This is a genomic window from Selenomonas ruminantium subsp. ruminantium ATCC 12561 (assembly GCF_000424065.1).
GTDB classification, from domain to species: domain Bacteria; phylum Bacillota; class Negativicutes; order Selenomonadales; family Selenomonadaceae; genus Selenomonas_A; species Selenomonas_A ruminantium.
Genome location: NZ_AUJE01000006.1, coordinates 126,554 through 139,644 on the forward strand (window position 1 = coordinate 126,554; position 13,091 = coordinate 139,644).

A 13,091-nucleotide genomic window follows, 5' to 3' on the forward strand; every position below is an offset into this window, starting at 1 on the left:
TCCGCTGTATGGCTGTGTTATAACTTTTGATACAAATGCTTGTTTTACTCGGATGGAAGAAGACGGCATATAGTATAAAAAAGGTAATAGGGGGATTTTTACAGTGAAAGTAGTTTTGTTAGCAGGGGGGTTCGGCACTCGCATCAGCGAAGAGTCACAATTCAAGCCGAAACCAATGATTGAGATTGGTGGCAAGCCGATTCTTTGGCACATCATGAAGGAGTACCTGTATTATGGCTTTGATGATTTTATCATCTGCGCAGGTTACAAACAGGAATACATCAAGAATTATTTTGCGCACTACTTCCTGCAGTCCAGTAATATTTCTTTTGACTTCCGTGTAGATGGCGAGCGGGAGCATCGTGGGATTATTTCTACGGATTTTGAACCTTGGAAAGTGACTGTAGTAGATACGGGACTGGATTCCCTAACTGGTTGGCGTATTAAGCAAGTACGTGACTATATTGGTGATGAACCGTTCCTGATGACCTATGGTGATGGTGTTTGCAATGTGGATTTGAAAGCTTTGGTGGAGTTCCACAAATCGCATGGCAAGGCCTGCACGTTGACGGCGGTGAAACCGGAAGGTCGTTTTGGTATTTTGGATTTGAATGGGAATAATGTTCAGTCGTTCCGGGAAAAGAGCCGGGACGATGTGGGCTATATCAATGGCGGGTATATGGTACTAGAGCCAAAGATTTTCGATTATATCCAATCCAATGTGATGTTTGAACGTGATCCGATGGAACATCTTGCTGATGATGGTCAAATTATGGCCTATAAGCACAAAGGATTTTGGCAGTGCATGGATACCTTGCGGGACAAGCAGAAATTGGAAGAAATGTGGCTGGCAGGCAAGGCGCCTTGGAAAGTGTGGGATAAATGAAATTAAATCCAAATTTTTATCAAGGGAAAAAGGTACTGGTTACCGGACATACTGGTTTTAAAGGTATGTGGCTGTGCAAGATGCTGACCATGTTTGGTGCGCAGGTTACTGGTTATGCACTGGAGTCCCCTACAGCAGAAGGAGGAAAAGTATTTGTCGAATCCGGAGTGGAAGCAGGTATTCACTCCATAATCGGCGATATCCGTGATCAGGAAAAATTGTTGCAGGTATTTCAGGATGTCCAGCCGGAAATTGTTCTGCATTTAGCAGCACAGCCACTGGTCATTGAAAGCTACAAAGAGCCGGTATTGACTTATGAAACCAATGTAATGGGGACAGTTAATATCTTGGAATGTGTGCGTCAGACGCAAAGTGTTAAATCTTTCCTCAATGTTACGACAGACAAGGTCTATGAAAATAAGGAATGGTCTTGGGGTTATCGAGAAAATGAACCTCTGGATGGTTACGATCCGTATTCCAATAGTAAGAGCTGTTCGGAACTGGTGACGCACAGCTATAAAAAGAGTTTCTTTATGGATGGTCGCTGTGCAATTTCCACAGCCAGAGCAGGCAACGTAATTGGTGGTGGGGATTTTTCCGTAAATCGCATTGTGCCGGATTGTATTCGGGCAGCTTTTGCCGGGCAAGATATTGAGGTACGTAATCCTTATTCCACCCGTCCATATCAGCATGTACTGGAACCGCTTTATGCGTATCTGTTAATTGCACAGGCACAGTATGAAGATGGCAAATATGCTGACTGGTACAATGTCGGTCCAGATGAGTGCGATTGTGTAACCACTGGCGAATTGGTGGATATTTTCTGCCGTCAGTGGAGCAAGGAAATTAGTTGGGAAAACGTCAGCGTGGAAGGCCCTCATGAGGCCAATTTCCTCAAGCTGGATTGTTCTAAGATAAAGAGCCGTCTGCAGTGGCAGCCGCATTGGCATATTGAAGATGCCTTGCGGGAAACCGTTGCATGGGCAAAAGCATATCAGAAAGGCGAGAATATCGCCAAAGTGATGGAAGAACAGATTCATGAGTTTTTAAGGAGAGCCAAATGAGTAAACAGGAAATGCATGACAAGATTTTAGAAATGGTACGGGAATATTGTGATACTTATCATAAACAGAATGAGACATACAAGGAAGGAGATCGTATTCCTTATGCCTCTCGTGTTTATGACCATGAGGAAATGGAACTGCTAGTGGATAGTGCGCTGGAGTTTTGGCTCACTTCTGGCCGTTATGTGAAGGAGTTTGAAAAAGGGTTGGCTGAATACTTGGGCACAAAGTTTGTGTCTGTGGTTAATTCCGGTTCTTCGGCAAACCTTCTGGCCTTTATGACGTTGACTTCTCCACTGTTGAAAGAACGTCGTATTCGCCGTGGGGATGAGGTTATCACGGTAGCAGCTGGTTTCCCGACTACGGTTTCACCGATTATCAATTATGGCGCGGTGCCAGTGTTCGTGGATGTGACGATTCCGCAGTACAACATTGATGTGACGAAACTTGAGGCGGCGCTGTCTGAAAAGACCAAAGCCGTCATGATTGCGCATACCTTGGGCAATCCTTTTAATTTGAAAGCTGTCAAGGATTTCTGCGATAAGCATAATTTGTGGCTGGTTGAAGACAACTGCGATGCTTTAGGTTCCCTTTATACCATTGATGGCGAAGAAAAATTCACTGGCAGTATCGGTGATATTGGTACGTCCAGTTTCTATCCGCCGCATCATATGACGATGGGGCAGGGAGGTGCTGTTTATACGAAAAATCCGCTGCTTCACAAGATTATCCGTTCTATGCGTGACTGGGGCCGTGACTGCGTCTGTGCATCCGGACAGGACAACTTCTGTGGTCATCGTTTTGATGGTCAGTATGGGGAATTGCCGAAGGGTTACGACCATAAATATGTTTACAGCCATTTCGGGCTGAACCTCAATATCACGGATATGCAGGCAGCTGTTGGCGTGGCTCAGCTGAAGAAATTCCCGAAATTCGTGGAACGCCGCCGTTATAACTTTGACCGTCTGTATAAAGGCCTGCAGGAAGTCAGCGACAAACTCATCCTGCCGGAACCGGTAGCAAACAGCAAGCCGAGCTGGTTTGGCTTTATGATGACCTGCAACGGCGTAGACCGCAAAAAGGTTGTGGCTTATATCGAAAGCAAAGGTGTACAGACGAGAATGCTCTTTGCCGGCAACCTCATTAAGCATCCGTGCTTTGATGAAATGCGGGCCAGCGGTGAGGGGTATCGCGTAGTTGGCAGTCTTGAAAATACCGACCGTATTATGAATGATACGTTCTGGGTTGGCGTATATCCGGGGATGAGCGATGAAAAGCTGGATTATATGATTAAGGTCATTAAAGAAGCGGTGAATCAGTAATGGATAAATGCTTTTTAGTGACAGGGGCAACGGGCTTTTTGGGCAGTCATGTTGTAAAAAAATTACTGGCAGAAGGTCAAAAAGTAGTTATCCTGAAACGCAGTTTTTCCAATACAAAACGCTTGGAAGCTGAACTGTGCAAAGTCAAAAGCTATGATATTGATAAGCTGGATGATTTTGTCGATGTGTTTAGGGAGCAGCATATTGATGTTGTGATACACACAGCTACCTGTTACGGACGACAAGGGGAAGCTGTAGAGGAGATTTACGATGTCAATTTGAAGTTTCCTTTAAAATTGCTGGAACTTGCTTTGCACTTTAATACTGATACCTTCTTTAATACTGATACGATTTTATCGAAATACCTTAATTGGTATGCTTTGTCAAAAAAACAATTTTCTGAAATAGGGCAACAGTTTGCGCATATGGGCAAGATTAATTTCATTGATGCAAAACTGGAACATATGTATGGTGAAGATGACGCGAATACGAAATTTGTCACCTTTATGCTGGAGGCTTTGCAAAACAATCAGGATGAGCTGAAACTGACAGCCGGAGAGCAGCGTCGTGATTTCATCTATGTAGATGATGTGGTAGAAGCCTATTGGAAAATATTGACATTGCAAAGTAATGATAAAAAGTATCAGCATTATGAAGTGGGTACAGGCAAAACGATTAGCATAAAAGAATTGGTCATGCTTGCCAAATCAATAACTAAAAGTCAGACAAAACTGGTATTTGGTGCGATACCCTACAGAGAAAATGAAATTATGAATTCAGAGGCAAATGTAGAGTCATTGTTGAATATGGGCTGGCAGGCAAAAGTGGATATAGAAACTGGTATCAGAAAAATAGTGGGGGCAGAAAAATGAAAATGAAGAAACTGTTGATAAATGGTGGATGTGGGTTCTTGGGGAGCAATCTAGCGCAGCATGCCTTAAAATCAGGCATCGAATTGGTTGTGTTTGATAATCTTAGCCGTCTTGGTGCTGCAGATAATCTCAAATGGTTGCAAGCGCAGGGAGATTTCAATTTTATCAATGGTGATGTGCGCAACTCGAATGATGTGGAAAATCTGATTCGAAGTGAAAAACCGGATGCGGTTTTTCATGTAGCCGGCCAGGTGGCAATGACTACATCCATAGCCAATCCACGCAAGGATTTTGAAATTAACGCGTTGGGCACCTTCAATGTATTGGACAGCATCCGGAAATATTCACCGGATACCTGTATGCTGTTTTCTTCGACGAATAAGGTTTATGGCGATTTGGAACAGTATCACTATACAGAAACAGAAACTCGTTATACCTGTGATGAATTCCCTGATGGCTATGATGAAAGTGTGCCGTTAGAATTTCATTCCCCCTATGGATGTTCAAAAGGCACGGCTGATCAGTATATGCAGGATTTTGCCCGTATTTTTGGTCTGAAAACCTTGGTCTTCCGTCATTCATCTATGTATGGTGGCCGTCAGTTTGCTACTTATGATCAGGGCTGGATTGGTTGGTTTTGCCAAAAAGCTATTGAAACTAAACGAGGCGAATTGAAAGAACCGTTTACCATTTCCGGTGATGGCAAACAGGTTCGTGATGTGCTGCATGCAGAGGATATGGTGCGGCTCTACTATGCTGGTGTAGAGCATATGGAAGAGGCAGCTGGTAAGGTTTGCAATATCGGTGGTGGTATGGATAACAGTCTGTCCTTATTGGAACTTTTTGCCATGCTGGAAAAAGAACTGGATGTAAAACTGAACTTTCAAAAACTTCCTTGGCGGGAAAGCGACCAAAAGGTTTTTGTGGCAGATACGAGCAAAGCACAGGAACTTTTAAAATGGCAGCCTGAAGTGTCCAAAGAAGAAGGTATTAGAAAGATGTTGGAATGGGTAAAAACATTGTAAGCAAATACATGAGGAGAATCCCCAGGCATATGGTAGTAACTATGAGTGCCTGGGGTAGCAGAGTAGTTATGGCGGGATTAAATTTCGTCAGTATACCACTTATTGTTTCTTTGATTGGCTTGGATGGTTATGAGCTATATGTTTTGGCGGGCAGCCTGTCTGCTTGGTATGCATTAATCGATATCGGACTAGGCTCTGCTATACAAAATATAATATCGACTTGCAGAGTAAAGAAAAAAGATTATTTTGATTATATTGTAAATGCCGTATTTATTATCCTTGTAGCATTACTTCTGGTAACACTGATACTAATGGGGCTGTCAGATACGATAGGGGCTATATTATTACAAAAATATGAAGGAATGACTTTATCGGATAAAGGATGGCTGTTCTTTGAAATATCTGTGTTATTGCTGCTGTTGGGCAGCAGTAATCTAGTGAATAGAATATGGTATGGAGAACAACGTGGTTATTTAGCGAATATTGTACCAGCTGTGGGCTATGTTGTGGGCTTTATTATATTGGAGGTGATTGCTCATTATAAGATTGATACGGACATATATCAGGTTATTTTTTTATGGTATTTTCCTGTATGTTCTTTGCAGATATGCATGTTATTGATTAGAATTCATATATTGAAGATAAGAGATTTATTTTGCTGTGTAAAAAAAGAAATATTGCATAAGCTTTGGCAAAATTGCAAGGGGTTTTGGTGTTTTGCTTTTTTATCTGTTGTGACGCTGCAAATAAATTATATAATTATGTCGCAGTTTATTTATGCTAATGGCATGGTTGCTTATAACCTAGTGGATAAAATTATGAATTTGTCATTTTTTGTCTATACCGCAATTTTGTCAGCTTTATGGCCAGTTTTTACAGAAGCATTTTCCAAGAGAGAATGGAGCAGGGTAATTGCCTATTGTCGTAGATATATATTTATAGGCGTTTTTATTGTTCTGATTTGTATGCTTTTTAGTATTATGTTTATGCCATATCTAGCTAATGTGTTGTTGCATGGAAATCATATTGATATAAGCAACTGGTTCATACTTATGTTCGGTGTATATTACGTTTTGCGGGTTTGGACAGATACATTTGCTATTATTTTGCAGAGTCGGAATGATATGCGTCCCTTTTTGTTGATGGTTCCTTTGCAAGCAGTGTTAAGTGTGACGTTGCAGTGTTTACTAGTGAAAACATACGGGATTTATGGTGTTTTAGCCGGACTCATGCTTTCTTATGTTATAACTGTAGTATGGTATTTGCCTTATAAAGTATACAGAAGTTATGAAAAGGAGACGAAGACATTTGGCAATTAAACTTTCGTTTTGTATACCAACGTACAATCGTGGTGCGTATTTGGGAAGATTGATAGAATCTATAGCTGGCCAGTGGACTGATGAAGTAGAAATCGTTATAAGTGATAATGCTTCTACAGATAATACAGAAGAAGTAATCAAAGAATATCAAAGGAAATATCCTAGAATAATCTATGAAAAAGCAGAGACGAATATGGGGGCCGATAAAAATTATCTAAAGGCTGTTGAACTGGCTAATGGTGATTATTGTTGGCTGTTTGGCAGTGATGATTATTTAGCAGAAGGGGCGATTGAGCGGATCCTTTATGAATTTGAAGAAAAGCATAAAGATATATACTTAACCACACGATTGGAAAAAAGTGGCGAAAAAAAGTGGCTGGATATCGATAAAGATGCTGAATGGGATTTATCCGATAAAGATAATTATATAAATTATCTTAATCATGTAAAAACACTGGGAGGCTTGTTTTCTTATTTAAGTTCTATTGTTGTGCGGCGACAAGCATGGATGAATACAGAAACTGATTTTAGTTATATCGGTACGGCATATGCACATGTGCAAAAAATAGTATCCATGATAAAAGATGGAAATGGGAAAATAATGTATATCAATAAGCCTTTTCCGATAGTAGGAGATGGTGGAGACTCTTTTTCTCTTGATGGCTATCTAAAACGGATATTGATAGATCTTGATGGATATAAGAAATTAGCAGATGATTATTACGGTAACGATATTGATGTCTATAGGTCATTTCTAAATGTAATGAAATATGAACATGATTTTTCGTTTGCTAAATTCTTCAGATGGAGCGGCCATTTAAGTTTTTATGAACAAAAACAATTGTATAACGCTTTGATTGATGGTTATGGAGTTAATCGTAATTTGCTTTATGTTATTATGATGATTTCTCCTATAGCACATGTTATGCTAAATGTAAAATCATATTTTAAGTTTTAATGGGAGAAGTATGATAAAAAATGAAAACTGTCATAATGGCTGGTGGCCGTGGAACGAGAATTGCTGATTACAGCAAGAAACTCACAGGTAAAGTTTTACCGAAACCGATGATTCCCATAGATGATGTGCCTGTATTAGAGTGGGAAATAAATTCTCTGCGTGATCAAGGCTTTACGAAATTCATCCTTACTATATCGTATCTGGCTGAGGAAATCATGGATTATTTCGGTGATGGTTCAGGTGTTAGTCCTGTCACGGGCAAGCCTTTTGGTGTGCAGATTGAATATTTCCATGAGCACGAGCCGCTGGGCAATGCAGGAGCTCTTTATAAGTTGCGGGACAGGCTGGTTGATGAGGCAGATGGCAGTGAGGATTTTCTGCTTTTGAATGCGGACAGCATCTTTGATTTGGATTTCCAGCGTCTGGTGGTTTACCATCGCGCAAAGGGGGGCAAGGCAACTTTGTTCACGCACCCCAATTCACATCCTTACGACAGTGGTTTGATCATAGCTGCGGAGGATGGTGGTGTGGAAAAGTGGTTGACCAAGGAGGATGTACGTCCTGAATATTACAAGAATCGTGTGAATGCAGGCGTGCATGTGCTGAATGTAGCGGCGCTGGACGAAGTGGCAAAGGTGTCTGGCATAGAAGTGTCTCAGATAGGCAGAGTCCAGAAAGATGGCAAAATCTATAAAGTCGATCTGGATCGACAGATTCTGAAACCGCTTTGCGGCAGAAATGCAGCTGGTGGGTATAACGTATATTGCTATGATTCGCCGGAATATGTCAAGGATATGGGAACTCCTGAGCGCTTTGAAGCGGTGGCAAAGGATTTTAAAGCTGGAATTGTTCAAGCTAAGAATCTTTCGCATAAGCAAAAGGCCATATTTTTGGACAGAGATGGTACATTGAATAAATATGTAGGTTTCTTGCGTAAAACAGATGAATTGGAATTATTGTCCGGGGTAGCGGAAGCCATTCAAAAAATCAATGCATCGGGGTATTTGGCTATTGTTATCACTAATCAGCCGGTCGTAGCACGTGGCGAAGTAACTTTTGAAGGATTAGAGGAAATTCATCGTAAGTTGGAAACGGAACTGGGCAAGGAAGGTGCTTATATTGATGCCTTGTATTACTGTCCGCATCATCCGGACAAGGGCTTTGCTGGTGAGGTACCTGAACTGAAGAAGGACTGCACTTGCCGTAAGCCAAAACCAGGAATGATTCTGCAGGCGGCAAAAGATTACAATATTGATTTAGCATCATCATGGATGGTGGGCGACAGTGAGGCAGATATTGCGTGCGGGAAAAATGCAGGTGTGCATACTGTGTTGCTGAGTCGGGAAACGACGGATGATTATGGGCAGGAGGTTACTGTCGATAATCTGTTGGATTTTGTGGAAGAGCATATGGAGGCATAAATGAAAGATTATTCATTAAGCAAAATCGAAGAATTGTTTGAGTGTTATCCGGAACTTAGCGTCAATAAGTCCGAAATCGTGAAAGCTGCGGAGTGCATCATAGATGCCTACCGGAACGGAAACAAAATTTTATGCTGCGGCAATGGTGGCAGTGCCGCAGATTCACTGCATATCGTTGGCGAATTAATGAAAGCATTTGTTTGTAAGCGAAAAGTAAATGCTGAATGGCAGGAGAAATTTTCATCCTGCAAGGATAGCGATTACATCATCAAGAATCTGCAAATGGCTTTGCCGGCTATTTCGCTGGTAAGCGAAACGGGTCTTTTGACGGCTTATGCCAATGATGTGGCACCGGATATGAATTTTGCTCAGCAGGTTTTTGGGCAGGGCAAGGAAGGTGATGTCCTGATTGCAATAAGCACTTCGGGAAATTCTGCGAATGTCATTTACGCAGCCGAGGTAGCACAAGCAATGGGGATAAAGGTGATTGGCCTGACGGGCGGATCTGGCGGGGCACTAAAAGCCTTGGCAGATGTGTTAGTCAATGTGCCACAAAAGGAAACTTTTAAAATTCAGGAGTTGCATTTGCCTGTATATCATGCTATCTGTTTGGCGGTTGAGGCAGAGTTTTATCCTGATGAGATGGTGGATAAACGTATTTAATGATTAAGTCATAGTATGATTCAGGAATAAATTTTTTTAGATGGCATGCGTTATGATTGCCGGAGTTAAATGTTGATTGGGATACTTTGCTGGCTGGTATTGAGTCGGTGTTCAGCTGGAGAAATATGACTGGGTTGTTTTTTGTTAATAGTGATAATCAGTTTATATATGGGGATTGTTAAATGATTATCGTAGCAACAGGCGGTGCTGAATTTATTGGCAGCAACTTTGTTTATTATATGTTGAAAAAGCGTCTGCAATAAATAAATTCGGAGATTTTCTTGCAGACCAATGTTATAGGTACGAGTGTGTTGCCCTATGTCTGCCACAAGTATGGGATTAAACGGTATCATCAAGTGTCCACGGATGAGGTTTATGGAGATTTGCCGCTATACAGGCCTGATCTGTTCTTTATGGAAATGACCAATCTGCATACCTCCCAGCCCCTATTCGGCATCCAAGGCTTTGGCGGATTTATTGGTGATGGTTTATCATCGCACATACAAGGCGCTGGTGACCATTTCCAGCTAATTAAATAACTGCGGCCTCTTCCATTTCCCGGGGGAAATGACCCCCTAATGATTATCAATGCTTTGGCGGATAAGAAACTGCCGGTCTATGGTGATAGCCTTAACGTCCGTGACTGGGCTCTATGTGGAAGCCCACTGTGCGGGCAACAATTTTATTCTGGAGAAAGGCAAGGTCGGTGAAATCTATAATATTGACAGCCATAATGAACAGGCTAATATTGATTTGGTCAAGACGATTCTCAAACAACTGGGCAAGAGTGAAGTCCTTATTGAATATGTCTGTGACTGTAAGAGATATGACCGCCGTTACTCTATTGATCCGACTAAGATTCACAATGAGCTTAACTGGGCTGGCTACTGGAATCGAATTTTGAAGATGGCATCAAGGCTACGGTGCAGTGGTATCTAGATAACCGCCAGTGGTGGGAAGGAATCATCAATGGGATGAACTGATTGTACTTATCGTAATTTAGGAGTGATAATTATGCATATTTTGGTTACTGGTGGAGCTGGTTTTATAGGTTCACATTTGGTTCGGCAGTTATTGGATGCCAAACATACAGTTGTAGTATTAGATAATATGTCAACTGGAGCATTGGAACATTTGTCTGGTCTAGATGTAGTACTATGGAAGCAGGATGTGCGCGATAGAAATATTGTTCAGCAGATTGTTTTTGAAAACTTTGATGTCATTGTACATTTAGCAGCACAGACGATGGTGGATGTGTCTATCAAGGAGCCGGTTTTTGATGCATCTGAGAATATTATGGGAACGTTGAATGTATTAGAAGCTGCCAGACAGTGCGGGGCACGGGTTATCTTCGCATCTACAGCAGCAGCTTATGGTGATGTAGCAGAAACGGATTTGCCAGTCAAGGAATCGCAAGCGTTGCATCCCCAGTCATTCTACGGATTGACCAAAGTTGGAGCTGAGAAATACCTGCAGCTTTATCACGATATTTATGGCCTTGATTATGTTGTATGTCGATTTGCCAATGTATATGGTGAGCGCCAAGGGGATAAAGGCGAAGGCGGCGTGATAAGTATCTTTGCTAAACGTATTGCGGCTGGTAAGGATATCACGATTTTTGGTGATGGAGAGCAGACTAGGGACTTTATTTATGCTGGCGATATAGCACGAGGAATCTGTAAGGCGATTACGACGGAGCATGTTAATACGGTATATAACCTTAGCACGCAGACAGAAATTAGTCTTCTGCATTTGGTAAAAGTGATGAGCGATATTATGGGAAAAAAGATTGAACCTCATTTTGATGTGCCGCGAGAAGGGGATATCTATCGTTCTGTTCTTAGCAATGAGAAGGCTGCGCTATATTTAGATTGGAAACCGGAATGTTCCTTAGAAGAGGGGCTGGAAAAAACATTGAAATACTTTACAGAGTCCGTAGAATAAACGAGCGCTTTGTAACAGAATAACCTTTCACCAAAGGTGCATGGAAAATGGGGCTGCTAAAACAGCCCTATTTGTGATAGTGCGCCCGCAAAAGGGATGGATTGGTGTCTGTGAGGAAATATGATTTATGATTGAGGTCAATAATAAATTGCTCGAATGGCGCGAGTTTTATGGGTATAAACAAAGACAGGTTGCGGAAGCTATAGGCGTCAATCGTGCTACATATGCGAATTATGAATGTGGCAGGCGTACTCCGGACATAGATGGGCTGGTCAAGCTGGCCAGGTTCTATAGGATTTCTCTTAACGAGTTGGTTGGTTGTAACACAAGTGGAGCGGATAACCTGGTTTTGCTGCCTCGTGACAGGCAACTGTTAGAGCATTTTCATCAGTTATCCGACACAAAGCAAAAGGCCTGCTTAGCCCATATGAAGCTTGATGTAGAGTTGGAATTGGAATTTCGTGACAAAAAATGAGGGAGTCTGCTATATGCGTATTTTTGCAGATGAAGGAGAATTGATAGAAAAATACAGACGATTGTCAGACGAAGGCCGGGCGCGTATCAGCAGCCAGATTGAATGTGAACTGCGCATCGATGCAGAGGTTGCTGCCAAGCGGCAGGAAAGTCAGCGCAAAGGGATTGAAGCCGCGAAGAAGGCTGGCATACATTACGGCCGTCCACAGACGACAATTCCAGCGAATTGGGATGTGGTCTATGCACAGTGGAAGGCACAGGATATAACGGCAGACGAAGCGGCGGTGAAATTGGGGATTTCCAAGGCTACATTATATCGGATGGAAAAAAGACGCATAAAAGAAAGTCAGACTGCAAGTGATTAGGCTTGCAGTCTGATGAGTTTTTAGCACAATGTGCCGTATTCATATATTATATCACTGGCCAAATCAATTTCATCATTCCAAAATACGCAAGTTCTGCTTTCGTCAAGTTGGAAGTTTTGAAATAAACCCAGTTCGGTTTGTAAAGAACGATAGGTTGGTAATGTACGAATGTCATCTTTTACATCATAAAGAACTTTTCTTCCATCATCAAATATGACATAGAGAGTATAATCGCTGCGTGGTTCTATTTTTTTGATACGAGGAATCATTGCAAGCACCTCCCTATTTTAACGGTGGCAATTTGCGTATTAATTGGGTTTCCCACATTTCTTGCAGCTCATTGTGATATTTTTGCAACCATTCGGCTACAAGCTCTTGCGCTTTAGGGGGTAAATCACCTTCTATCATTTCGAAGGTGCGTATATTGAATTCACCAACGTATTCTCCGTATAGTGCGTGAATATGGCTAGGTTCATGCTCTTTAGGCTTAAAGAACATTTTGATAATGATACCGTAAAAAACGTGTTATTTCTGGCATAATGCATCACGCTCCTTACCTAAATTATATCATACTTTGCAGGTTACTCCAAGACTGTATGATATATAGTAAAATAATACATTAAAAACATTAAAATAAAGTATATATTTTGTGTAACACATGGTATAATATATCCAAGGAAGGAGGATTTTACCATGTTATCCAAAGATGTGCTCCGTGTTCTCGGAATAACACGGCCAACGCTTACCAAATATGTAAAGACTGGTATTATCCGAGTCA

Annotated in this window: 14 protein-coding genes and 2 pseudogenes; 14 read left to right on the forward strand and 2 right to left on the reverse strand. The window is 41.6% G+C overall.

Annotation, left to right across the window (positions count from 1 at the left end):
- Nucleotides 1-103 precede the first annotated feature (103 nt).
- The 13 genes and pseudogenes from rfbF (at nucleotide 104) to G598_RS17095 (ending at nucleotide 12,313) form a co-directional block, all read left to right on the forward strand.
- Nucleotides 104-886: a glucose-1-phosphate cytidylyltransferase gene (gene rfbF, locus G598_RS0104635; RefSeq protein ID WP_026765952.1), complete on the forward strand. Its 783-nt coding sequence runs from the start codon at nucleotides 104-106 to the stop codon at nucleotides 884-886.
- On the forward strand, nucleotides 883-1,950 hold the full coding sequence (gene rfbG / locus G598_RS0104640) for a CDP-glucose 4,6-dehydratase (RefSeq protein WP_026765953.1): 1,068 nt from the start codon (nucleotides 883-885) through the stop codon (nucleotides 1,948-1,950). Before rfbF ends, rfbG begins: the two co-directional genes overlap by 4 nt.
- Nucleotides 1,947-3,272 carry a lipopolysaccharide biosynthesis protein RfbH gene (rfbH, locus tag G598_RS0104645; protein ID WP_026765954.1) on the forward strand — a complete coding sequence of 442 codons (1,326 nt, stop codon included), beginning with the start codon at nucleotides 1,947-1,949 and terminating at the stop codon, nucleotides 3,270-3,272. The genes rfbG and rfbH overlap by 4 nt, the downstream gene beginning before the upstream one ends.
- Nucleotides 3,272-4,144, forward strand: a complete 873-nt coding sequence (locus tag G598_RS0104650; RefSeq protein ID WP_026765955.1) for an NAD-dependent epimerase/dehydratase family protein — start codon at nucleotides 3,272-3,274, stop codon at nucleotides 4,142-4,144. Before rfbH ends, G598_RS0104650 begins: the two co-directional genes overlap by 1 nt.
- Nucleotides 4,141-5,169 carry an NAD-dependent epimerase/dehydratase family protein gene (locus G598_RS0104655; RefSeq protein WP_026765956.1) on the forward strand — a complete coding sequence of 343 codons (1,029 nt, stop codon included), beginning with the start codon at nucleotides 4,141-4,143 and terminating at the stop codon, nucleotides 5,167-5,169. Before G598_RS0104650 ends, G598_RS0104655 begins: the two co-directional genes overlap by 4 nt.
- A 29-nt stretch (nucleotides 5,170-5,198) precedes the next feature.
- Nucleotides 5,199-6,488 (forward strand): MATE family efflux transporter, encoded by a 1,290-nt coding sequence (locus tag G598_RS0104660; RefSeq protein ID WP_026765957.1) that lies wholly within the window; start codon nucleotides 5,199-5,201, stop codon nucleotides 6,486-6,488.
- Nucleotides 6,478-7,446 (forward strand): glycosyltransferase family 2 protein, encoded by a 969-nt coding sequence (locus G598_RS17080; RefSeq protein WP_051179943.1) that lies wholly within the window; start codon nucleotides 6,478-6,480, stop codon nucleotides 7,444-7,446. The genes G598_RS0104660 and G598_RS17080 overlap by 11 nt, the downstream gene beginning before the upstream one ends.
- Before the next feature lie 20 nt (nucleotides 7,447-7,466).
- On the forward strand, nucleotides 7,467-8,867 hold the full coding sequence (locus tag G598_RS0104670) for an HAD-IIIA family hydrolase (RefSeq protein ID WP_026765958.1): 1,401 nt from the start codon (nucleotides 7,467-7,469) through the stop codon (nucleotides 8,865-8,867).
- Nucleotides 8,868-9,530: a D-sedoheptulose-7-phosphate isomerase gene (locus G598_RS0104675; RefSeq protein ID WP_026765959.1), complete on the forward strand. Its 663-nt coding sequence runs from the start codon at nucleotides 8,868-8,870 to the stop codon at nucleotides 9,528-9,530.
- A gap of 266 nt (nucleotides 9,531-9,796) precedes the next feature.
- Nucleotides 9,797-10,513: pseudogene (locus G598_RS17085) on the forward strand (dTDP-glucose 4,6-dehydratase); the annotation flags it as partial.
- Nucleotides 10,514-10,544: 31 nt separating this feature from the next.
- The gene (locus G598_RS0104695) at nucleotides 10,545-11,474 is read left to right on the forward strand and encodes an NAD-dependent epimerase/dehydratase family protein (protein ID WP_026765962.1); all 930 of its coding nucleotides are present in this window, start codon (nucleotides 10,545-10,547) and stop codon (nucleotides 11,472-11,474) included.
- 127 nt (nucleotides 11,475-11,601) lie between these two features.
- Nucleotides 11,602-11,949, forward strand: coding sequence for a helix-turn-helix domain-containing protein (locus G598_RS18490; RefSeq protein WP_051179945.1), 348 nt, complete (start codon nucleotides 11,602-11,604; stop codon nucleotides 11,947-11,949).
- 13 nt (nucleotides 11,950-11,962) lie between these two features.
- Nucleotides 11,963-12,313 carry a hypothetical protein gene (locus G598_RS17095; RefSeq protein ID WP_026765963.1) on the forward strand — a complete coding sequence of 117 codons (351 nt, stop codon included), beginning with the start codon at nucleotides 11,963-11,965 and terminating at the stop codon, nucleotides 12,311-12,313.
- A gap of 20 nt (nucleotides 12,314-12,333) precedes the next feature.
- Here the strand turns inward: G598_RS17095 and G598_RS0104710 are convergent, their stop codons facing one another.
- Both G598_RS0104710 and G598_RS0104715 read right to left on the reverse strand, forming a co-directional pair.
- The gene (locus G598_RS0104710; RefSeq protein WP_026765964.1) at nucleotides 12,334-12,582 is read right to left on the reverse strand and encodes a DUF2442 domain-containing protein; all 249 of its coding nucleotides are present in this window, start codon (nucleotides 12,580-12,582) and stop codon (nucleotides 12,334-12,336) included.
- Nucleotides 12,583-12,595: 13 nt separating this feature from the next.
- Entirely contained in the window at nucleotides 12,596-12,823 is a 228-nt protein-coding gene (locus G598_RS0104715; RefSeq protein WP_026765965.1) for a DUF4160 domain-containing protein, read from the reverse strand.
- A gap of 183 nt (nucleotides 12,824-13,006) precedes the next feature.
- Here G598_RS0104715 and G598_RS19480 point away from each other — a divergent pair.
- Nucleotides 13,007-13,091: pseudogene (locus G598_RS19480) on the forward strand (IS607 family transposase); the annotation flags it as partial.